The organism is Allobosea sp. LjRoot9 (genome assembly GCF_964252745.1).
Classification (GTDB): domain Bacteria; phylum Pseudomonadota; class Alphaproteobacteria; order Rhizobiales; family Beijerinckiaceae; genus Allobosea.
This window is the reverse complement of sequence record NZ_CAXUPC020000006.1, coordinates 212,496-233,198: the sequence shown is the minus strand read 5'-3', so window position 1 is coordinate 233,198 and position 20,703 is coordinate 212,496. Positions and strand designations below refer to the sequence as shown.

Below are 20,703 nucleotides of genomic sequence, written 5' to 3'. Positions count from 1 at the left end.
TTCCCTTGGGAATGGCGTCTCGAAGGATGCTCCAGGAGGCTCCCGTGCGGGGCTGGATCATCCTTCGAGACGCCGCTTACGCGGCTCCTCAGGATGAGGGCTGAGGGAATTCTCAAACGGACTCGAAGACCGAATTGAGCCTTATGCGCGCTTGATGTCTTGATGTGCGCTTGATGTCTTGCCGCCGGAATGCCCTTGGAGGTCTTATGGCAGATTGACCATGTGTTCGAGTGCGGCCGATCCGGCCGCTTGGAACAGTCAAGGCTATGGTCAATATCCGTATTTCTCAGCTCAACGAACCGTCCAGCTTCGTCGTCGGTCTTGACGATACAGGACACTGGGTCGCCGTTGAGACGCATGGACGTGGTGGTGGCATTTTCACCGACCGCAAGACCGCACTCCGCTACGCCGAATTCGAGACGGGACACCGTGCGAATGCGGTGCGGTTCAGCCGAACGCCCTTGCAGCTGACCTTGTGAGCTTGCCATGAACCACTGGCTTCATGGCATGTTCACCGCCCTGGTCACACCATTCGATGGCTCATCGATCGATGACAAAGCCCTGTGCAGGCTCGTGGCCTGGCAGGTTGGGCAAGGTGCGAATGGTATCGTGGTCGGCTCCGCGACAGGCGAGGATTCAACGCTGACGACCGGCGAGCGCTGGCATGTTCTCGCGCTGATCCGGGCCGCTGCCGGCCCGACCTTTCCGGTCATAGCGGCGGTCGGCAGCAACGCCACCGCCGCAACCGTCCGTGAGATCGAGTGGGCAACGCAAGCCGGCGCGAATGCGATCCTGTTGCGCACGCCATACTATAATCGGCCCTCTCAAGCCGGCGTGGTGCAGCATCTGCGCAGCGCAGCCGAGGCGACGACGCTCGACATCGTTCTCGATAATGATCCCGACCGCTGCGGCATCGAGATTTCGACGGACGCTCTGGCCGAGCTGTCCCAAACGCCGAATATCGTCGGCGTCCTGGAACGTCGCGGCGATCTCGTCCGCTGTGATCGCATCGCACGGGCCTGCAGCAGGCAATTCATGCGATTGACCGGCGCAGCCGATACGATCCCGGCCTTCATGCTTTCAGGCGGCTGCGGAGCGATATCGAGCATCGGCAACGTTGCGCCCGGGCTGTTGTCGCGGATGCAGGCAGCCCTTCGAGAGGGCGCCTATGAGCGAGCGCAGGTCCTGCAGCGCCGCCTCATTCCCTTGCACCACTTGCTGGCGAGCCAACCCGATCCGATCGTCGTGAAACTCGCAGTGTCGCTGCAGCATGCGGGCATAAAGCCCGATTGCCGATCCCCGCTGACACCGGCAGTTCCGGAGCTGGTCGAAGAGCTTCGTCATGCGCTCGACGACTCGCCCCGGCCCAAAGCTGCCGAAAGCGCCGGCGCGGACAGCCCTGGAAAGGCAGATTTATGCGGCGCTTATGCCCATATTCGGCATCGGTATTGAGCCATTACGTCGATTTGCCCGATCCTGCGCTCGAAGGAGTTCGGAATGGCCACGTTCGAAGCGTATCGTCGTCGTCGCGAAGCCATTTATGGTGTTTCCCGGCGAGCAGGCCAGCAGGGCCATGGAGTCAAAGATCTCCTGCAGGTGCTGATCGTGCTCATGGTCCTGGCAGGGGTATTGGCTGTTCGCGTCTGGTTCACCATGCCCAATAGTTGAGGCCTTGCCTGCGCAATGCCCGGTCCGCCAATCGCGGCCGTGATCGCGGTTCTCGCTGAGCATCCCCTTGCACTGGCGAGCTGCCGTCCAGGACGGCATGTCATCGGGTGGAGTTAAGCCAATGATCGCTGTCAAATCGAAGCTGAAACCGGATATCATTCCGATATCGCGTGCCGATCCGCTCTTGAGTTCGATATCCTCCGACAATCCGGCGGCCCTTGGCTATCTCGCCACCTTCGCGATGGTTGCTGTCGCGACAGCCGTGGCCGTCGCTGTCGACAGCCAGGTGACGATCCCGAACCTCTCGCTCGTATTTGTCGTGCCTGTTGTCATCGCGGCCGTCGGCTTGGGTTTGGGCCCCTCCCTCTGCGCAGCGATACTTGGTGCTCTCGCCTATAATTTCTTTCTGACCGAACCTCGCTATTCATTGGCTGTGGACGACCCGGCCAATATCTGGGCGATCGGGCTGCTTCTTGTCGTCGGACTCATCGTGAGCACAGCGGCCTTCACCTCCCGCCGCAGGGCAAGTGACGTGGCGCTCCTGAAAGGACAGGCGCTGGCGCTGCAAGGCTACAGCCGCGACATCCTGGCGGCAGACGATACGAAAGCCATCGTTTCAACCACCTCCCAGGCTCTTGCAGCGCTCTTCCAAGTTCCCGTCGTCGTGATGCTCTTTGCGGATGGCGAAGTGGTTTTCGTTGAGAATGTCGGCAAAATGGAGCCTCAAGAGGCCGAATTTGCAGCGGCACGCGCGTCATTGGCGGCAGGCATTGCTGCGCGCGCCGGCGTTTACCCCAATTTGGACACGCGCTTTGACTTTTGGCCTGTGCCGACAGCAGCAGGCCAGTGCGCGGTCATCGGCGTCGCCTTCGATCCCGACGAGCGTCCATGGGCGCCTGCGGCGTTTGTCGACGTCGTCGGACGATTTCTGGCGCAGGCCCTTGAACGTCAGCATTTCAAGGTTGGTCACGCTGCTCGGCCAGCAGGTTGAAACCAGGAGCAATGCCCGATCCGATTGGATCGTTCAATTGCTCCGGCTCTTTGTTTTAACGCGTTTTCTCCGCGCAAACGCTTCGCGTTTGTCGCGGGAGAACCGGTGCCCACTTCGCTCGAAAACGCTCTACCGAGCCAGCGGACTATCCCAGACGAGAAACAGCAGCGCCTTGAGCTGGGCGAAACGCTCCGGCCCAAGTTCGGCGCTCCACTCGCGCTCGATGTCGCGCAAGACGTCGACCATCCTTGAGAATGCGGCGTGCCCGCGTTCGGTAAAGTAAACCAGACGCGCGCCGCCCTCACCTTGAACATCGGACCGGGTGATATAGCCGAACCCCTCGAGGCTCCCCAGCAGCTGGTTGATGGCCTGTTTGCTCATGCCGGCGCGCTCGGCGAGCGTACCCGGGCGAACCTTGTCCGGCCCGGGAAACTGCAGGACCGCCATATGCGGCAGGCGCAACTCGTCGAAACCGGCAGCGTTGAGCTCCTTGATAAGCCGGCGCTGGATCACCTGCGCCGGAACGCGCAGCAGGGCGCCGATCAGCATGTCCTCGGTCTTCATCGGCAAGCTTTCGGGGTAGGTATTGACTTTTAGTAAATGGAGTTTACCGTTGGATGGTAAATGTAGTTTACTTGGGGAGGTCGGACAATGTCTCAGTCAGTCACAATGTCTCAGTCAGTCATGGACCCTCACGTCAATCCTTCCGAGGAGGCCATCGCCACCAAGGGGCTCGCGGTTCGCTTCCTGTTGGCCGGAGATCACTCGAACGGCAGCATTGCGGCCTTTGAGCTGATGGTCCCCGCCGCGCAGCGCCTGCCCGCTCCAGCCCACAGCCACGACCATTACGAAGAGACGATCTACGGCCTGGACGGCGTGCTGACCTGGACCGTCGACGGGAAACACATCGATGTCGGGCCGGGACAGGCCTTGTGCATTCCGCGAGGCGCCGTTCATCGCTTCGACAACAACGGAAGCCAGGACGCGAAGATGCTCTGCGTGATTACGCCGGCCGCGATCGGTCCGGAGTATTTCCGCGAGGTGTTCGCGGCGGTCGACGCCGCAGCCGGCGGCCCGCCGGACCGGGCCAGGATGGCGGAGATCATGCGCCGTCACGGTCTGACGCCAGCAGCGCCCCAAACATAGAGGCTGGTAAGCCGACAGGCGCGATCCCGCTTCAGTCCTGTGCCTGTCCCGGCTGGGGCAGCGCCGTCACGCCGATACACGAAGCCTGACGCAAGCCGTCGCGATATGACGACTCAGCCGCCCTGCCCCTTCAATCCCCCTGCCGCTTCAATCGACCTGCCGGCGCGGGTTGAGCACGTCGCGCAGATGGTCGCCGATCAGGTTGATCGCGACCACGGTCGCGAGCAAGGCGAGGCCGGGGTAGAAGCTGATCCAGAACTTGCCCGAGAGCATGTACTGGTAGCCATTGGCGATCAGCATGCCCAGGCTCGGTTCGGTCACGGGCACGCCGAGCCCAAGAAAGGAGAGCGTCGCCTCCAGCGCGATGGCGCGCGCGATCTGCACGGTCGCGATCACCATCAATGGCGGCAGGCAGTTCGGCAGGAGATGGCGCAGCAGGATGCGCATCGGCCGCGCGCCCATGGCGCGGGCCGCCTCGATATACTCCTTACGGCTTTCGATCAGCGCGCTGGCGCGGGCGGTGCGGGCATAGACCGCCCATTCCACGATGACGAGCGCGAGCACGACATTGGCGATGCCCTTGCCGAGGAAGGCGAGGATCATCAGCGCGATCAGGATGGTCGGAAAGGAGAGCTGCAGGTCGACCAGCCGCATCAGCGCAGTCTCGATGCGCCCGCCGGCATAGGCGGCAAACAGCCCCAGCGTCGTGCCCACCGCCGCCGCCAGCAGGGCCGATGAGATGCCGACGACAAGCGAGATCCGCAGCCCGTAGAGAATGGCCGAGAGCATGTCGCGGCCCTGGTCGTCGGTCCCCAGCCAAAAGGTCATGCCGGTGCCAGAGACGGCGCCCGGCGGCAGGCGCCCGTCCAGAATGTCGAGCTGCATCAGGTCATAGGGGTTCTGCGGCGAGATCCAGGGCGCCAGCAGCGCTGCCAGCACGATCGCCGCGAAAGCGACGAGGCCTGCCATGGCGAGATGCGAGGAGGCGAAGGCGCGCAGGAAGCGGCGCAGCGGCGTCGCGCGCGGCGGGCTCGCAATCTCTGCGCTCGAGGCCGGCGCGGTCATTTGCCCATCCTCACGCGCGGATCGAGCGCCGTGTAGAGGCAGTCGACGAGGAGGTTGATGATCACGAACATCAGCACGATGATCATGAGATAGGCGACGATCATCGGCCGATCCAACACATGGATGCTGTCGATGATCAGCTTGCCCATGCCGGGCCAGGCAAAGATCGTCTCCGTCACCACGGAAAAGGCGATCACCGAGCCGAATTCGAGCCCGATGATGGTGACGACCGGGATCATGATGTTCTTCAGCAGGTGCCGGAAGATGACCCGGCCCTCGGGCAGGCCCTTGGCGCGCGCCGTGCGGATGAAGTCCTGGGGCACGACCTCGCGGGTCTCGGCCCGCACCAGCCGCATCACGAGCGAGATCTTGAACAGCGCCAGGTTGAGCGCCGGCAGCACGAGATGCTGCAGACCGTCGAGCGTCAGGAAGGACCAGCCGATGCCGAGGAACACCCTGGTCTCGCCGCGCCCGCCCGAGGGCAGCCAGCCGAGCTGCACCGCAAAGACCATGATCAGCAGCAGGCCGACCCAGAAGCCCGGCAGGGAAAAGCCCAGGATCGAGCCGGTCATGATCACCCGCGCCAGGGGTGCGTTGGGCTTGAGGCCGGCATAGAGACCCAGCGGTATGCCGATGAAGGTCGCCAGCAGCATGGCGCAGACGGCGAGTTCGAGCGTCGCCGGCATGCGCTGAAGGATGATCTTCAGGGCGGGCTCGTTATAGACGAAGCTGCGGCCGAGATCGCCATGCAGCGCCCCGTTCAGGAAGGACAGGTACTGCGCCCAGAGCGGGCGATCGAGCCCGAAGGCCGTGATCGCGCGCAGCCGCTCGGCCTGGTCGGCATCGGGCGAGATCAGCACCGCGACGGGGTCGCCGATGACGCTGATGCCGATGAAGACGATCACCGTCATCGCCAGCACGACGAACCCGGCCTGGAGCAGGCGCTGAAGGAACCATCCAGCCATCGTTCCCCCGCTACCTGCCGAGCTTGGAGCCGGCGCCTTCGCGGTCGAAGCACCCGGCGACGCTGCGGCTCAGCTCGCTCTTCTTGATGCGCTGCGTCGGCGTCTTCGGGAATTCGTCGATGCCCTCGATATAGCGCGGAATCTGGAAATAGGGCAGCCGCTGCTCGCACCATGCGACGAGGCCGGCCGGGTCGAGTGCGCGGCCGGGCGCAGGGCGGATGAAGAGCTTGAGGTCGTCATCGCCCATTTCGCTGGGCACGCCGATCAGCGCGCATTCCTCGATCTCGTCATGGGTCAGGACGACGCGCTCGACCTCCCAGGCCGAGATGTTGACGCCGCGCCGCCTGACGCTGTCCTTCTTGCGCCCGCAATAGAACAGGAAGCCGTCCTCGTCGCGGCGGGCAAGGTCGCCGGTCGAGAACCAGCCATCCTTGACCAGCGCCGCGCCGGCCTCCTCCATGCGGAAATAGCCCTTGAAGGCGAGGCCGGGCTCGCGCGGCAACACCACGATCTCGCCGGGCTCGCCGACCGCGACCTCGGCGCCCGCCTCGTCGAGCAGGCGCACCTCGTAGAAGGGCAAGGGCCTGCCGCAGGAGCCGAGCCGGCCCTCCGGGTTGATCGTGACGAAGGTCGTCATCTCCGAGAGGCCGTAGCCCTCATAGAGCGAGACGCCGAAGCGCTCCTCGAAAGCGCGCCAGACATCGAGCGGGCAGCCACCGCCCCAGGCCATCCGGACCTTGTGCTCGCGGTCACGAGGGCTTGCCGGCTGCTTCAGCAGCAGCGGCAGGACGCCGCCGAGATAATGGATATGGGTGACGTCGAAGCGGCGCACCTGCTCCCAGAATTGCGAGGCGCTGAACTTCTCGACCATGGCGAGCGTGATCGGCTGCATCAGCGCCGCGATCAGCACCGCGACGCCGGCGCCGTGATGCAGCGGCTCCCAGAGCAGGAAGACGTCGCCCGCACTCGCGCCCGTCAAGGCGAGCGTGCCCATCGGGCCGGCGCGCAGGCTGCGATCGGTCTTGAGCACGCCTTTCGGCTCGCCTGTGGTGCCGGAACTCGGGGTGATCGCGATGATGTCGTCGGCCGCGACCGTCACCGGCGGCGGCAAGAGGCTGCCGCGCTCGAACAGCTGGGCCAGACTTTGCGCGCCATCGCCGCCGCGCCAGAACACCGGGAGCTCCGGCAACCGCCCGACGACCGGCGCCAGCGGCCCGGCATAGGCCGCATCAGTGATCAGCGCATGCGGCTCGAAGCGGTCGAAGACGAAATCGAGCGCAGCCCCCTTGAGATGGGTATTGACGGGAATGCGCAGGAGCCCGGCCTTGGCCAGGGCGAAGATGACGATGATGTGCTCGGGATGGCTCGGCAGCATCACCGCGACGCGGTCGCCCTGCTTCAGCCCGGTTGCGAGCAGCGCATTGGCCAGCCGGTTGATGGCCTCATCGAGCCGGCCGATCGTCCAGCTCTCATTCCCGAAGCGGCAATAGACATGGCCCGGGTCGCTGCCGGCGCGCCGGTCCCAGAGCTGGCTGATGGTGATGTCGTTTGTCTGCATGATCTCGTTGGTGAGCATGAGGCGGTCCGCGTCGATGTATCGGTATGCAATAACGATAATTGAATATTGATATCCGACTGTGCTCATGTCAAGCCGCCGGTATCCCGGCCGCGGTTGACAGGCTGTCGCGCCATTCATAATAATAATTATTATATAGCAATATCTATGGAGCGAGCGCCATGGCCGATATCGAGAGCGAGCGTCGCGGCAGCGTCGCCATCATCGCGATCAATCGCCCCGCCAAGCGCAATGCCCTGAACGGCGCGGCCTGGCAGGCGCTCGGCGATCATTTCGTCCAGCGGCGCTCCGATCCCTCGATCCGCGCCATCATCCTTACCGGGCGTGGCGGCGCGTTCTGCGCCGGCGACGAGATCGGCGCCTTTGCCGCCGTGCGCGACGATCCCCCGGCGCGACAGGCCTATTGGGATGCGATCATGGCCTGCTATGCCGCCGTCTCGGCCTCACCGGTGCCGGTCATCGCGGCGGTCAGCGGCGCTTGCGTCGGCGGCGGCTGCACGCTCGCGCTGCGGGCCGATTTCCGGCTCGCCGACGCGACCGCCCGCTTCGGCGTGCCGCCGGCCAAGCTCGGGCTGGTCTACCCCGCCGACTCCACGCAGCTTCTCGCCGCCACCGCCGGCGTCAGTATGGCCCGGCGCATGCTCTATACCGGCGAGCTTATCGATGCGCGCGCGGCCCTGGCCTGCGGCCTGGTCTCGGAGGTCGTCAAAGGCGATGTCGTCGAGGCGGCGCTGCGCCTGGCCGAGCCGATGATCGCCAATGCGCCGCTCTCGATCCGGGCCGCCAAGCTCGCCTGCGATGCGATGCTGCAGGGCCGGCTCGCCGAGGTCGCAGGCGAAATCGCCGCCCTCTCCGACATGGCCGACCGCAGCGCCGATTACCGCGAGGGCTCGCTCGCCTTCGCGCAGAAGCGCAAGCCCGTCTTCACCGGCCGCTAAGCCCACAGGACGACGCCATGTCCACAATCACCGTGCCCGCCATCACCGTGCCCGACAATGCCAATGTCTTTTCCGCCCTGATCGATCCGGCGCGCGACCCCGGGCGCGTCTTCATGGAAAACGCGGACGGGCGCGTCATCCGCTTTGGCGAGGTGCCCACCATCACGGCCCGCTATGCCGGCCTGCTGGCAAGCGAGGGGGTGGGCAAGGGCGACTTCGTCGCCGGCATCCTCGAGAAATCGCCCGAGGCCGTGCTGCTTTATCTCGCGGCCTGCCGGCTCGGCGCGGTCTATGTGCCCGTGCATATCGGCCTGACCGATGCCGAGATCAGCCATATCCTCGGCGATGCCAGGCCGAAGCTCGTGATCTGCGACCCCACGCGCGCGAACGTCGTCCGGCAACACGTCGTCCGCACCGCCGGCTGCAGCTGCCTGACCCTCGATGCCGGCGGCGCCGGCAGCCTGATTGCATCAAGCGAAACGATGCCGGCCGAGAGCGCGCTCCAGAGCGTCGCACCGTCCGACCCCAATGCGATGGTCTACACCTCCGGCACGACCGGGCGGCCGAAGGGCGCGCTGCTCTCAGCCGGCTCCGTGATCTGGAATGCGCGTTCGCTCGCCGCCTGCTGGGGCATCACCGAGAGCGATACGCTGCTCCACGCCAATCCGATGGCCTATGGCCTGTTCGGCACGACGACGCCGGCGCTGGCGGGCGGGGCCGCGATGATCCTGCTGCCGAAATTCGAGGCTGAAAGCGTGCTGGCCGCGCTGCCGCGCGCGACGATCTTTGCGGGCGTGCCGACCTATTACGCCAGGCTGATGGCCGATCCGCGCTTCGACCGGGCGCTCTGCGCCGGGATGCGCCTGTTCGTGACCGGCTCGGCGCCGATGCGCCCCGATGCGTTCGAGGCCCTCACCGAACGCACCGGCCATCGGCTGCTCGATCGCTACGGCCTGACCGAGGTGCTGATCGCGACCTCGAACCGGCCCGACGACAGCCGCCGGCCCGACACCTCCGGCAAACCGCTGCCGGACTCTACGATCCGCATCGTCGACGAGCAGGGCGAGCCCGTGCCGACAGGCACCGTCGGCATGATCGAGCTGCGCCAGCCCTACCCATTCCTCGGCTATTGGCAGGACCCGGAAAAGACGGCGCAGGCTTTCCGGGACGGCTGGTTTCGAACAGGCGATTTCGGCCGCCTGGATGCGCAAGGCTATGTCAGCGTGCTCGGGCGCGGCGCCGATCTGATCATCTCGGGCGGGCTCAACGTCTATCCCCGCGAGGTCGAGGCCGCCGTCAATGCGCTGGACGGCGTCACTGAGAGCGCCGTCATCGGCGTGCCCCATGCCGATTTCGGCGAGGCCGTGCTGGCGGTGGTGCAGCTCTCGGGCGAGGCGGAGAGTTTCGATACGAGCGCCGCGATCGCCGCGCTCAAGCGCTCGCTTGCCGGATACAAGGTGCCCAAGCGCATCGAGCTGGTCGCGGAGATGCCGCGCAACACGCTCGGGAAGATCCAGAAAAACCTGCTCAAGGCGCGCTTTGAAGGTGCATTCCGGGGCTGAATCGCCGGGTTTTAGCAGGCGTGCAAAGATGCTAGCGTCCAAGCGTTGAGAGCATTGCTCCTGCGAAAAACCGGTAGCCACTTTTTCGCGCAATGCTCTCGCGCTGCGCCTCATCGACAGGAAAGCAAGAAGGCGCAATGCCGGACGCAACGACGAAACCAAGCACGGCCTTGCCGCGCGGCGATGCCGGCCCGGTCGCAGGCGAGATCGACGAGCGGCTCTTCGTCGCCTCGGTCGGCAAGGCGATGAAGGTGCTGGAGACCTTCGACAAGACCACGGCGAGCTTGAGCCTGTCCGACATCGCTATACGCACCGGGCTTGGCCGCAGCGCCTCGCAGCGCTTCATCTACACGCTCGAACGGCTCGGCTATCTCGACCGGGACGAGCAGACCAAGCGCTATACGCTCGCCAGGAAGGTCTTCCGCTTCGCCCAGAGCGCGGTCTCCTCGAACGTCGCGCTCGACGCCGCCTATCCCGCCATGCGCGAGCTGGCTGAGCGCACGCGCGAGACGATCTCCTGGGTCGAGGTCGACCGCGCCGAGATCGTCATCATCGCCACGATTCCCAGCACGCATATCTCCTCGATCAACCTGCCGGTCGGCACCCGTTTCCCGGCACTGTCCTCCTCCTCCGGCCAGGTGCTGCTCGGGCATTCCGCCCCGGCCCATATCGAGAAAATCTGGAGCGCCTCGCATGACTCGGTGCCGTCGCGCACCCAGGCCAAGACCGCAGCCGAGATGATGCGACTGCTCGAGGCGGTGAAGGCTGCGGGTTTCGCCGTCACCGAGAAGAACATGGAGCAGGGCTCGATCTCGGTCTCCGCCGCCGTGCATGACCGAGCCGGCCGCGCTGTGGGCGCCATCAATCTCTCGACCCTGACCACCCGCTTCGAGCGCCAGGCGGCCATCGCGCAGCTCGCACCGCTGGTGGCAGCAGCCGCAACCCGCGCGACCGAGACGCTGATCTCCTGAGGCATCCCCCGTGCCGTCATTCCGGACAAGCCGCGTAGCGGCGCCGATCCGGAATCCATCCAAAAGCGTCATTCTCGGGCTTGTGCCCCGAGAATCGCATGACCAGAGTGCTCTGGTTTACGAGATGGTCGGATCAAGCCCGACCATGACGCGCTTCGGATTCCGGGTCTGCGCTTCGCTCTGCCCGACCATGACGCGCCCTTCTTGCCTCCTCCCCTGGCGGGAGAAGGTGGCGCGTAGCGCCGGATGAGGGGGCGCCGTGCCCTGTCCGGTGGGCGTCGCGTTCAGGCCAGACGGTGAGCTCACAGCGCCCCCTCATCCGTCTCGGCTGCGCCGAGCCACCTTCTCCCGCGGGGGGAGAAGGGTTCCCCGCGCCCTTCATCCGGCACTTCGCGTCATCTCGCCGCAAAAGAGCGCCACCCCGCCCCTACCTTGACAGCCCACAGAAATTGTCTTCAAATATTAGTTATTGACATACAATAATAAAGGGGATGGCCATGGCTTCTTCTCTGACGCTGCGGATGCCGCGCCTAGCCGGCACGCTCGCCGTTGCGATGGGCGCCGCTTCGCTGGGCGCCGTTCCGGCCCTTGCAGAAAAGCTGACCATCGGGCTCGGCGGCTCCGTCAACTCGCTCGATCCGCATTTCTACTCGACCACCCCCAACAACCTCGTCGCCTTCCACATCTTCGACCGGCTAGTCGACCGCCTGGCCGACGGAAAGCTCGCGCCGGGGCTGGCGACGGCATGGCGCGCGACCTCACCGACAATCTGGGAGTTTACGCTGCGCGAGGGCGTGATCTGGCATGACGGCAAGCCGTTCACGGCCGACGATGTCGCCTTCACGCTGAAGCGGGCACTCGACGTGCCCAATAATCTCGGCGGCTTTGCCGGTATCATCCGGCCGATCACCGGTGTCGAGGTGGCGGGCCCGCTGCTGATCCGCCTGACCACCGCGACGCCGATCCCCAACCTGCCGAGCGACCTGACGCGTCTCGCCATCGTCTCGCGCCATGCCGGGCAGGACGCGACCACGGCCGACTACAACAGCGGCAAGGCCGCGATCGGCACCGGGCCGTTCAAATTCTCTGCCTATCAGCCGGGCGAGCGCATCGAGCTCGTCGCCAATGACACATGGTGGGGCAAGAAACCCGCCTGGACGAGCGTGACGCTGCGCCTGATCCCCAATGTCGCCGTGCGCACCGCAGCCCTTTTGGCGGGCGATATCGACGTGATCGACCAGCCCTCGGCCAGCGACCTGCCGCGCCTGCAATCCTCCGACAAGGTCAAGGTCGCCGAGATCGCCGGCATGCGCGTCAACTATGTCGTGCCGATGATCCAGCCGGCGCCCGACGCGCCCGCGGTGCTGGACAAGAAGGGCGTGAAGATCGAGCCCTCGCCGCTGACCAAGCAGAAGGTGCGCGAGGCGCTCTCGCTGGCGATCAACCGCGCCGGGATCACCGAGCGCGTGGTGCTGGGCACGGCGACCCCGACCGGCCAGTGGCTGCCGGCCGGCATCCCCGGCTATGATGCCGCGACGCCGGTCCCGACCTATGACGTGCAGAAGGCCAAGAAGCTGCTGAGCGAGGCCGGCTTCCCCGACGGCTTCAGGCTGACGCTCTCGACCGCCAATGACCGCACGCCCTACAGCGTCGAGGTCGCCCAGGCGCTGGCGCAGATGTGGAGCCGGATCGGCGTCGAGGTCGCGATCGATGCGATGCCCTTCAGCGTCTACTCCACGCGCGGCGCCAAGAGCCAGTTCTCCGCCTATCTCGGCAGCTGGAGCAACAACTCGATGGAGGGCACCGGCCTGCTGCGCGACCTGCTCGCGACCCGCAGCCAGCAGACCGGCTGGGGCCTCTATAACTGGGCGCAGTATTCAAACCCCGCGCTCGACGCGCTCACCACCACAGCGATCAGCGAGACCGACGAGGCCAGGCGCGAAAAGCTGGTGCTGGACGCGGTGAAGCTGGTCTCCAGCGACGTCGCGATCATCCCGCTCTATCATTTCAAGAACATCTGGGCGACGCAGCGCAGGCTGCGCTACGATCCAAGGATCGACGAATTGACGCTCGCGACGGATGTCCACAAAGCGGGGAAGTGAGCGGCCGGGAGAGGCGCAGGGCTGAGGCGCCTTGAGCCGGCCGGGCAGTTGCCAGTCCGAAGGCCGGAAGGGCGATTGCCGCCCCCTCCCCGCTTGTGCCGCCAGGATGTCGTCGCAGAGCCGCAATGGTCGCGAGCCCCGCGCCCTGTCCGCCCATGGGCCAGCGCGCGCCATGACGTCCTGCTCGCACGATGATACGCCCGGCCAATCCCGACGCAGTCAGGCCGACGGGCCGTCGATTGTCTTCGAGGGCTGGGCCAGGCCCAGCAAGGCTTCCCGGTCCCGGATTTCGATTGCCGGGCCGGAAACCGCGACCCCGTATGGGATCAGGGCCGAGATCGAGCGCGAGAGAACCTCCGGGGCCATGCCCAGGCGCGCGGCCAGCACCTTCTTGTCGAAAGGCAAGGTGAAGCGGCCGGTCTGGCCGGTTTCGAGATCGTGGCTCAGCAGCCAGTTGGCGAGCCGCTCCAGGCTGGAACGGAGCTTCTGGTTCTTCAGCTCGCACACGACGCCGCGATAGGCCATCGCCAGGTCCAGCGCCAGGGTTCGCGCGAAGGCTGCATCCTCGGCGAAGACCCGGCGCACCATCTCCGCGGGAATCAGCAGGACGCGCGAGGGAGCCAGCGTCCGGGCGGACTTCAGATAGACGCGGTCGCTGATCACCGCCGCGACGATGAAGCCGTGCCCGGGCCCGACGATCGATATCGTCGTCTCCCGGTCGCGATAGGCGGAATACATCTCGATCTGGCCGTCGATGACGACATGCAGGAAATCGGCGGGATCTCCCTCCCGCGCCAATTCGACATGCGCGGGAAAGCGCTGCAGGAACGAAGCCCGCAGCATCATCTCGGCATGTGCCGGGCTGACGCCGTCAAACAGCCGAATCGTGCGCATCTCCTCGATTTCGTCGTTGCGCATGTCCCAGCCCCTGCCGCGCCGCGATACAAGTCAGAACTTGATTAATATCAAGAATATGAGCCGTTGATCAAGACAATTGAATTGCAGAAAAAAGCACCGGCCCTTGATCAAACGCCAGCGTATCCTTGAAAGATTTCGCTGCTGATCCCGCGTTGATTTGGATCAAAGCTAAACTATAGCCGCCCTGAAAATCCTGTCGCCAGCAAGTATCGCTAGCTTGGCGAAGGACACGACACATGGCGAGTGCCCCGATCTCATCGGCTGAACAAGGCAGGGCCCTGTGGCTCTCCACAGTCGCCTTCACAGTCTGCTTCGCCGTCTGGACGATCTTCGCGATCATCGGAATCCAGATCAAGAAGGACCTCGGACTGTCGGACACGCAGTTCGGCCTCCTGGTCGGCACGCCGATCCTGACGGGATCGCTGATCCGCCTGCTGCTGGGCATCTGGGCCGACCAGTATGGCGGACGGGTGGTCTACACCATCACCATGCTCTCGGCGGCGGTGATGACTGCGCTGCTGATCTTCGCCTATGACTACACCACCTTCCTGATCGCGGCGCTCGGCGTCGGCATTGCCGGCGGCTCCTTCTCGGTCGGCGTCGCCTATGTCGCCAAGTGGTTTCCCAGGGAGAAGCAGGGCACGGCGCTCGGCATTTTCGGGGCGGGCAATGTCGGCGCGGCCGTCACCAAATTCGCGGCCCCCGTCATCATGGTCGCCTATGGCTGGAAGACGGTCGCGCTGGTGTGGGCGATCGCGCTTGCGATCACGGCGGTGGCGTTCTTCCTCTTCACCAAGGACGACCCCGACCTGGCCCGCCGCCGCGCCTCCGGCGAGAAGCCCGAGCCGCTCTCGGCGATGATGGAGCCGCTGAAGAACATTCAGGTCTGGCGCTTCTCGCTCTATTATTTCTTCGTCTTCGGCGGCTTCGTCGCACTTGCGCTCTGGCTGCCGCGCTATCTGATCGGCGTCTACGGCCTCGACATCGCCACGGCCGGCATGGTCGGCGCCGCATATTCGATCCCGGCTTCGGTGTTCCGGGCCTATGGCGGGCATCTCTCCGACAAATACGGCGCCCGCCGGATCATGTACTGGACCTTCCTGGTCGCGGTCATCTGCACCTTCGTGCTCGCCTATCCGCCGACCCAGTATGTGATCGAAGGCATTGGCGGCCCCATCGCGTTCTCGACGCGGATGAGCCTGGCCGGCTTCATGGTGGTGGCCTTCGTGCTCGGCTTCTTCATGAGCCTGGGCAAGGCCGCGGTCTACAAGCACATCCCGGTCTATTATCCCGATCGCGTCGGCGCGGTCGGCGGCGTGGTCGGCCTTGTCGGCGGCCTCGGCGGCTTCGTCATGCCGATCGCCTTCGGCGCCCTCAACGATCTCACCGGCGTCTGGCAGAGCTGCTTCTGGCTGCTCTTCCTGGTCGCGTCCGTCTCGCTGATCTGGATGCATATGGCCGTCCGGCAGATGGAGAAGGCCGCAGCCGAGGCCGGCGTGCCGGCGCGCAACCTGCCCGAGCTTCCCGAAATGCAGCCGGTCCATGGCGCGGCCCAGACGGGCGCGCTCGCGGCCAGCGGCGCCATCGCCGACTGGCGCCCGGAAGACAGGAGCTTCTGGGACACCCAGGGCAGAGCCATCGCGCGGCGCAATCTGTGGATCTCCGTTCCCTGCCTGCTGCTGTCCTTCGCGGTCTGGATGGTCTGGTCGGTCGTCGTCGCCAAGCTGCCCAGCGTCGGCTTCGCCTTCAGCAATGAGCAGCTATTCTGGCTCGCCGCGCTGCCGGGCCTGTCGGGCGCGACGCTGCGCATCTTCTACAGCTTCATGCCGGCCATCTTCGGCGGCCGGCTCTGGACGACGCTGGCAACCTGGTCACTGCTGATCCCGGCGCTCGGCATGGGCTTTGCGGTGCAGGATCCGCAGACGCCCTACTGGATCTTCCTCGGCCTGGCGCTGCTATGCGGCTTCGGCGGCGGCAACTTCGCCTCCTCCATGGCCAATATCTCCTTCTTCTTCCCCAAGGCGGAGAAGGGCAACGCGCTCGCCATCAATGCCGGGCTCGGCAATCTCGGCGTCAGCGTGGTCCAGTTCGTGGTGCCGCTCGCCATCACGGCCGGCGTCTTCGGCAGCCTGGGCGGCCTGCCCCAGACGGCGACCGTGGCGGGCGTGACCTCGACGCTCTGGCTGCAGAATGCCGGCTTCGTCTTCGTGCCCTTCATCGTCGCATCGGCCTTCGCGGCCTGGTTCGGGATGAACGACATCGCGACGATGAAGGCCTCCTTCGCCGACCAGGCGGTGATCTTCCGGCGCACCCATAACTGGATCATGTGCTGGCTCTATACCGGCACCTTCGGCTCCTTCATCGGCTTCTCCGCGGCGTTCCCGCTGCTCTCGAAGATCCTCTTCCCGGAGGTGAACGTCCTGCAATACGCCTTCCTGGGGCCATTGGTCGGCGCGGTCTCGCGCGCCGCTTCCGGCAAGGCCTGCGACAGGATCGGCGGCGGGCGGATCACCTTCTGGGTGTTCATCGCGATGAGCCTCGGCGTCGCCGGCGTGCTCTACGCCATCGGCATGAAGGGCGACCCGAGCGCCTTCCCGGTCTTCTTCGCGAGCTTCCTCTTCCTCTTCGCCGCGACCGGCATCGGCAACGCCTCCACCTTCCAGATGATCCCCGCGATCATGCGCATCGAGGTGGCGCGCCTTGAGCCCGGCCTGAATCCGGCAGAACGCGTCAAGCAATCCGACAAGGAGGCCGCTGCCATCATCGGCTTCACCTCGGCGGTGGCCGCCTATGGCGCCTTCTTCATTCCCAAGAGCTTCGGCACCTCGATCGCCGCCACCGGCGGCGCCTCGGCAGCGCTCTACGGCTTCCTCGGCTTCTATCTGAGCTGCATCGCGATCACCTGGTGGTTCTACACGAGGCGCGGCGGCCTGCTCTTCGAGACCGAGCACGGCCGCAAGGCAGCGCCCGCCACGCCCGCCCTGACCGCGGCCGAATGACCCTCGCTTTGCGCCCCTGACTTCCCTGAGAGGGATCCGACATGAGTCACTTTCTCGATCGCCTGACCTTCTTCAACAAGGTCTCCGAGCCCTTCTCGAACGGTCATGGCATCATGACCAGCGAAGACCGGCGCTGGGAGGACGGCTACAGGAAGCGCTGGCAGCACGACAAGATCGTGCGCTCCACCCACGGCGCCAACTGCACCGGCTCCTGCTCCTGGAAGATCTACGTCAAGGGCGGCATCGTCACCTGGGAGACGCAGCAGACCGACTATCCGCGCACCCGGCCGGACCTGCCCAACCACGAGCCCCGCGGCTGCTCGCGCGGCGCCTCCTACAGCTGGTATCTCTACTCCGGGAACCGGGTGAAATACCCGTTGATCCGCGCCCGGCTGCTGAAGCTGTGGCGCGAGGCGCGCGCCACCCTGACGCCGGTCGCGGCCTGGAAGAGCATCGTCGAGAACCCCGACAAGCGTGCCGCCTACACCTCCAAGCGCGGCCATGGCGGCTTCGTGCGGGCCGGCTGGGACGAGGCGACCGAGATCATCGCCTCCGCCAATGCCTATACGGCCAAGACCTATGGCCCCGATCGCGTTTTCGGCTTCTCGCCGATCCCGGCGATGTCGATGGTCTCCTACGCCGCGGGCTCGCGCTACCTGTCGCTGATGGGCGGCGTCTGCATGTCCTTCTACGACTGGTATTGCGACCTGCCGCCCGCCTCCCCCCAAACCTGGGGCGAGCAGACGGACGTGCCGGAATCGGCCGACTGGTACAATGCCGGCTTCATCATCCTGTGGGGCTCGAACGTGCCCCAGACCCGCACGCCCGACGCGCATTTCTACACCGAGGCGCGCTATCGCGGCATGAAGAGCGCGGTGATCTGCCCCGACTACTCCGAGGCCTCCAAGTTCGGCGATATCTGGCTCAGCGTGAAGCAGGGCACGGATTCGGCGCTGGCGATGGCGATGGGCCACGTCATCCTGAAGGAATACCATGTCGACCGGCAGGCGGCGTATTTCCGCGATTATGTGCGCCAGTACAGCGACATGCCGATGCTGGTGAAGCTGGTGAAGCAGGGCGACAACCTCGTGCCCGACCGCTTCCTGCGGGCATCGGATTTCGACGCCGGCCTCGGCGAGGCCAACAACCCGGAATGGAAGACCGTCGCCTATGACGAGACCTCCGGCAAGATCGTCGTCCCCGGCGGCACGATCGGCTTCCGCTGGGGCGAGAGCGGCAAGTGGAATCTCGAGGAGAAGGACGCAGGCGGCGTCGAGACGCGGCTGCGGCTCTCGCTGGCGGAGATCAAGGACGATCTGGCCGAGGTCGCCTTTCCCTATTTCGGCAATATCGAGCACGAGCATTTCGCCTCGACCGATCACGGCAGCATCCTGAAGCGCCGCCTGCCGGTGAAGCGCCTGGCGCTGAGCGAGGGCGAAACGCTCGTGGCTTCGGTGCACGACCTCTTCCTCGCCAATTACGGCGTCGATTGCGGCTATGGCGGCGACAATGTCGCCGCCTCGCTGGATGACGACACGCCCTACACCCCGGCCTGGGCGGAGAAGATCACCGGCGTCTCGCGCGACAAGATCATCCAGGTCGCCCGCGAATTCGCGACGAATGCCGAGAAGACCAAGGGCCGCTCGATGATCATCATCGGGGCGGCGATGAACCACTGGTACCACGCCGACATGAACTATCGCGGCGTGATCAACATGCTCGTGATGTGCGGTTGCGTCGGCCAGTCGGGCGGCGGCTGGGCGCATTATGTCGGCCAGGAGAAGCTGCGCCCGCAAGCCGGCTGGGCGCCGCTGGCCTTCGCGCTGGACTGGGGCCGCCCGCCGCGGCAGCAGAATTCGACCTCGGCCTTCTACGCCCATACCGACCAGTGGCGCTATGAGACGGTCCGCGTCGGCGATCTCGTCTCGCCGACCGCGCCCGATGGCCCCTGGGACGGCGCGCTGATCGACTACAACATCCGCGCCGAGCGGATGGGCTGGCTGCCCTCGGCGCCGCAACTGGAAACCAACCCGCTGCAGGTCGCCAGGGATGCCGCAGCCGCCGGCATGGAGGCCAAGGACTATGTCGCGAAATCGCTGAAGGACGGCTCGCTGAAGCTCTCCTGCGAGGACCCCGACAACCCGGTGAACTGGCCGCGCAACCTGTTCGTCTGGCGCTCCAACCTGCTCGGCTCCTCGGGCAAGGGCCATGAGTATTTCCTGAAGCATCTCTTGGGCACGACCCATGGCGTGCTCGGCAAGGATCTGGGCCAGGAGGGCAAGGCGCGTTCGACCGAGGCGGTCTGGCACGAGAAAGCGCCGGAGGGAAAGCTCGACCTCCTGGTCACGCTCGACTTCCGGATGTCGACGACCTGCGTCTATTCCGACATCGTCCTGCCGACGGCGACCTGGTACGAGAAGAACGACCTCAACACCTCCGACATGCACCCCTTCATCCACCCGCTGACCAGCGCGGTCGATCCGGCATGGGAGGCGCGCTCGGACTGGGAGATCTACAAGGGGCTGGCGAAGGCCTTCTCGCAGGTCGCCCCCGAGGTGCTCGGCGTCGAGCAGGACGTCGTCCTCAACCCCATCAAGCACGACAGCGCCAACGAGATCGCGCAACCCTTCGAGCCGAAGGACTGGAAGAAGGGCGAGTGCGAGCCGATCCCCGGCAAGACGATGCCCGTGGTGAGCGTGGTCGAGCGCGATTATCCCAACCTCTATGCCCGCTTCACCGCGCTCGGCCCGCTGATGGACACGGTCGGCAACGGCATCAAGGGCATGGCCTGGAAGACCGGCCATGAGGTGGAGCATCTGAAGGCGCTGAACGGCGTGCATCTCGAAGGCGCCAATAAGGGGCTCGCCCGGATCGTCAGCGACATCGACGCCGCCGAGATGATCCTGATGCTGGCGCCGGAGACCAATGGCGAGGTCGCGGTCAAGGCCTGGGCCGCGCTCGGCAAGGCGACGGGGCGCGAGCACACCCATCTGGCGCTGCCGAAGGAAGACGAGAAGATCCGCTTCCGCGATGTCGTCGCGCAGCCTCGCAAGATCATTTCCGCGCCGACCTGGTCGGGGCTGGAAAGCGAGAAGGTCTGCTACAACGCCGGATACACCAACGTCCACGAGCTGATCCCGTGGCGCACCCTGACCGGCCGCCAGCAGCTCTACCAGGACCATCTCTGGATGCGCGCCTTCGGCGCGGGCTTGTGTGTCTACCGCCCGCCGCTCGACCTGCGCTCGGTCGCTCCGGTGATCGACCTGAAGCCGAACGGCGAGAAGCAGATCGTCCTCAACTTCATCACGCCGCACCAGAAATGGGGCATCCACTCCACCTATACCGACAATCTGATGATGCTGACGCTCTCGCGCGGCGGGCCAATCGTCTGGCTGAGCGAGACCGACGCCGCGCGCGCCGGCATCGTCGACAATGACTGGGTCGAAGCCTTCAACAGCAACGGCGCCCTGGTCGCCCGCGCCGTCGTCTCGCAACGCATGAAGGACGGCACGCTCTTCATGTACCACGCCCAGGAAAAGATCGTGAACATGCCGGGCTCGGAGATGACCGGCAATCGCGGCGGCATCCACAACTCGGTCACGCGCATCGTCATCAACCCGACGCACATGATCGGCGGCTACGCGCAGCTGTCCTACGACTTCAACTATTACGGCACGATCGGAACCAACCGCGACGAGTTCGTGGTCATCCGCAAGGTCAAGACCGTCGACTGGCTGGAGCGCCCGCACAAAGACGCGGCGAACGCCTCCCCCCTCGCCCAAGCCGCTGAGTGAAAAGGACG

The 20,703-nt window shown here is 65.5% G+C and carries 16 protein-coding genes; 11 read left to right on the top strand and 5 right to left on the bottom strand.

What is annotated here, in order from left to right:
* The first annotated feature begins 266 nt into the window (after nucleotides 1-266).
* The 4 genes from ACSQ3P_RS22575 (at nucleotide 267) to ACSQ3P_RS22560 (ending at nucleotide 2,659) form a co-directional block, all read left to right on the top strand.
* Nucleotides 267-479, top strand: coding sequence for a hypothetical protein (locus tag ACSQ3P_RS22575; protein ID WP_436167724.1), 213 nt, complete (start codon nucleotides 267-269; stop codon nucleotides 477-479).
* Nucleotides 480-486: 7 nt separating this feature from the next.
* Nucleotides 487-1,452, top strand: a complete 966-nt coding sequence (dapA, locus tag ACSQ3P_RS22570) for a 4-hydroxy-tetrahydrodipicolinate synthase (RefSeq protein WP_436167723.1) — start codon at nucleotides 487-489, stop codon at nucleotides 1,450-1,452.
* A gap of 45 nt (nucleotides 1,453-1,497) precedes the next feature.
* Complete coding sequence (locus tag ACSQ3P_RS22565; RefSeq protein WP_436167722.1) at nucleotides 1,498-1,668, top strand: hypothetical protein; 171 nt, start codon at nucleotides 1,498-1,500, stop codon at nucleotides 1,666-1,668.
* A gap of 121 nt (nucleotides 1,669-1,789) precedes the next feature.
* The gene (locus ACSQ3P_RS22560; RefSeq protein ID WP_436167721.1) at nucleotides 1,790-2,659 is read left to right on the top strand and encodes a DUF4118 domain-containing protein; all 870 of its coding nucleotides are present in this window, start codon (nucleotides 1,790-1,792) and stop codon (nucleotides 2,657-2,659) included.
* 129 nt (nucleotides 2,660-2,788) lie between these two features.
* On the opposite strand, the gene ACSQ3P_RS22555 is transcribed toward ACSQ3P_RS22560, so the two are convergent.
* Nucleotides 2,789-3,223 carry a MarR family winged helix-turn-helix transcriptional regulator gene (locus ACSQ3P_RS22555; RefSeq protein WP_436167720.1) on the bottom strand — a complete coding sequence of 145 codons (435 nt, stop codon included), beginning with the start codon at nucleotides 3,221-3,223 and terminating at the stop codon, nucleotides 2,789-2,791.
* Nucleotides 3,224-3,343: 120 nt separating this feature from the next.
* Here ACSQ3P_RS22555 and ACSQ3P_RS22550 point away from each other — a divergent pair, with 120 nt between their 5' ends.
* Nucleotides 3,344-3,805 carry a cupin domain-containing protein gene (locus ACSQ3P_RS22550; RefSeq protein WP_436167719.1) on the top strand — a complete coding sequence of 154 codons (462 nt, stop codon included), beginning with the start codon at nucleotides 3,344-3,346 and terminating at the stop codon, nucleotides 3,803-3,805.
* A 147-nt stretch (nucleotides 3,806-3,952) separates the two neighbouring features.
* Here the strand turns inward: ACSQ3P_RS22550 and ACSQ3P_RS22545 are convergent, their stop codons facing one another.
* From ACSQ3P_RS22545 to ACSQ3P_RS22535, 3 genes are read right to left on the bottom strand one after another with little or no spacing between them, the layout of a single operon-like run.
* Nucleotides 3,953-4,870, bottom strand: coding sequence for an ABC transporter permease (locus tag ACSQ3P_RS22545; RefSeq protein ID WP_436167718.1), 918 nt, complete (start codon nucleotides 4,868-4,870; stop codon nucleotides 3,953-3,955).
* The gene (locus tag ACSQ3P_RS22540) at nucleotides 4,867-5,835 is read right to left on the bottom strand and encodes an ABC transporter permease (protein WP_436167717.1); all 969 of its coding nucleotides are present in this window, start codon (nucleotides 5,833-5,835) and stop codon (nucleotides 4,867-4,869) included. Before ACSQ3P_RS22540 ends, ACSQ3P_RS22545 begins: the two co-directional genes overlap by 4 nt.
* 10 nt (nucleotides 5,836-5,845) lie before the next feature.
* Entirely contained in the window at nucleotides 5,846-7,411 is a 1,566-nt protein-coding gene (locus tag ACSQ3P_RS22535; RefSeq protein ID WP_436167716.1) for an AMP-binding protein, read from the bottom strand.
* Between the two features lie 161 nt (nucleotides 7,412-7,572).
* Here ACSQ3P_RS22535 and ACSQ3P_RS22530 point away from each other — a divergent pair, with 161 nt between their 5' ends.
* The 4 genes from ACSQ3P_RS22530 to ACSQ3P_RS22515 all read left to right on the top strand — a co-directional run bounded on the left by ACSQ3P_RS22530 (nucleotide 7,573) and on the right by ACSQ3P_RS22515 (nucleotide 12,984).
* Nucleotides 7,573-8,349, top strand: coding sequence for an enoyl-CoA hydratase/isomerase family protein (locus ACSQ3P_RS22530; protein ID WP_436167715.1), 777 nt, complete (start codon nucleotides 7,573-7,575; stop codon nucleotides 8,347-8,349).
* A gap of 17 nt (nucleotides 8,350-8,366) precedes the next feature.
* Entirely contained in the window at nucleotides 8,367-9,911 is a 1,545-nt protein-coding gene (locus ACSQ3P_RS22525; RefSeq protein WP_436167714.1) for an AMP-binding protein, read from the top strand.
* A gap of 137 nt (nucleotides 9,912-10,048) precedes the next feature.
* Nucleotides 10,049-10,882 (top strand): IclR family transcriptional regulator, encoded by an 834-nt coding sequence (locus ACSQ3P_RS22520; protein WP_436167713.1) that lies wholly within the window; start codon nucleotides 10,049-10,051, stop codon nucleotides 10,880-10,882.
* Between the two features lie 497 nt (nucleotides 10,883-11,379).
* On the top strand, nucleotides 11,380-12,984 hold the full coding sequence (locus ACSQ3P_RS22515; RefSeq protein ID WP_436167712.1) for an ABC transporter substrate-binding protein: 1,605 nt from the start codon (nucleotides 11,380-11,382) through the stop codon (nucleotides 12,982-12,984).
* 219 nt (nucleotides 12,985-13,203) lie between these two features.
* Here the strand turns inward: ACSQ3P_RS22515 and ACSQ3P_RS22510 are convergent, their stop codons facing one another.
* Complete coding sequence (locus ACSQ3P_RS22510) at nucleotides 13,204-13,902, bottom strand: cyclic nucleotide-binding domain-containing protein (protein ID WP_436167711.1); 699 nt, start codon at nucleotides 13,900-13,902, stop codon at nucleotides 13,204-13,206.
* Nucleotides 13,903-14,138: 236 nt separating this feature from the next.
* On the opposite strand from ACSQ3P_RS22510, the gene ACSQ3P_RS22505 reads away from it, so the two are divergent.
* A complete protein-coding gene (locus ACSQ3P_RS22505) occupies nucleotides 14,139-16,901 on the top strand; it encodes a nitrate/nitrite transporter (protein ID WP_436167710.1) in 2,763 nt (920 codons plus the stop codon).
* A 41-nt stretch (nucleotides 16,902-16,942) separates the two neighbouring features.
* Entirely contained in the window at nucleotides 16,943-20,695 is a 3,753-nt protein-coding gene (locus ACSQ3P_RS22500) for a nitrate reductase subunit alpha (protein WP_436167709.1), read from the top strand.
* Nucleotides 20,696-20,703 lie beyond the last annotated feature (8 nt).

Bases quoted from the DNA above. Each gene is read 5' to 3' on its own strand.
- ACSQ3P_RS22575 (WP_436167724.1), top strand. From the start codon at position 267: ATGGTCAATATCCGTATTTCTCAGCTCAACGAACCGTCCAGCTTCGTC.
- dapA (WP_436167723.1), top strand. From the start codon at position 487: ATGAACCACTGGCTTCATGGCATGTTCACCGCCCTGGTCACACCATTC.
- ACSQ3P_RS22565 (WP_436167722.1), top strand. From the start codon at position 1,498: ATGGCCACGTTCGAAGCGTATCGTCGTCGTCGCGAAGCCATTTATGGT.
- ACSQ3P_RS22560 (WP_436167721.1), top strand. From the start codon at position 1,790: ATGATCGCTGTCAAATCGAAGCTGAAACCGGATATCATTCCGATATCG.
- ACSQ3P_RS22555 (WP_436167720.1), bottom strand. From the start codon at position 3,223: ATGAAGACCGAGGACATGCTGATCGGCGCCCTGCTGCGCGTTCCGGCG.
- ACSQ3P_RS22550 (WP_436167719.1), top strand. From the start codon at position 3,344: ATGGACCCTCACGTCAATCCTTCCGAGGAGGCCATCGCCACCAAGGGG.
- ACSQ3P_RS22545 (WP_436167718.1), bottom strand. From the start codon at position 4,870: ATGACCGCGCCGGCCTCGAGCGCAGAGATTGCGAGCCCGCCGCGCGCG.
- ACSQ3P_RS22540 (WP_436167717.1), bottom strand. From the start codon at position 5,835: ATGGCTGGATGGTTCCTTCAGCGCCTGCTCCAGGCCGGGTTCGTCGTG.
- ACSQ3P_RS22535 (WP_436167716.1), bottom strand. From the start codon at position 7,411: ATGCTCACCAACGAGATCATGCAGACAAACGACATCACCATCAGCCAG.
- ACSQ3P_RS22530 (WP_436167715.1), top strand. From the start codon at position 7,573: ATGGCCGATATCGAGAGCGAGCGTCGCGGCAGCGTCGCCATCATCGCG.
- ACSQ3P_RS22525 (WP_436167714.1), top strand. From the start codon at position 8,367: ATGTCCACAATCACCGTGCCCGCCATCACCGTGCCCGACAATGCCAAT.
- ACSQ3P_RS22520 (WP_436167713.1), top strand. From the start codon at position 10,049: ATGCCGGACGCAACGACGAAACCAAGCACGGCCTTGCCGCGCGGCGAT.
- ACSQ3P_RS22515 (WP_436167712.1), top strand. From the start codon at position 11,380: ATGGCTTCTTCTCTGACGCTGCGGATGCCGCGCCTAGCCGGCACGCTC.
- ACSQ3P_RS22510 (WP_436167711.1), bottom strand. From the start codon at position 13,902: ATGCGCAACGACGAAATCGAGGAGATGCGCACGATTCGGCTGTTTGAC.
- ACSQ3P_RS22505 (WP_436167710.1), top strand. From the start codon at position 14,139: ATGGCGAGTGCCCCGATCTCATCGGCTGAACAAGGCAGGGCCCTGTGG.
- ACSQ3P_RS22500 (WP_436167709.1), top strand. From the start codon at position 16,943: ATGAGTCACTTTCTCGATCGCCTGACCTTCTTCAACAAGGTCTCCGAG.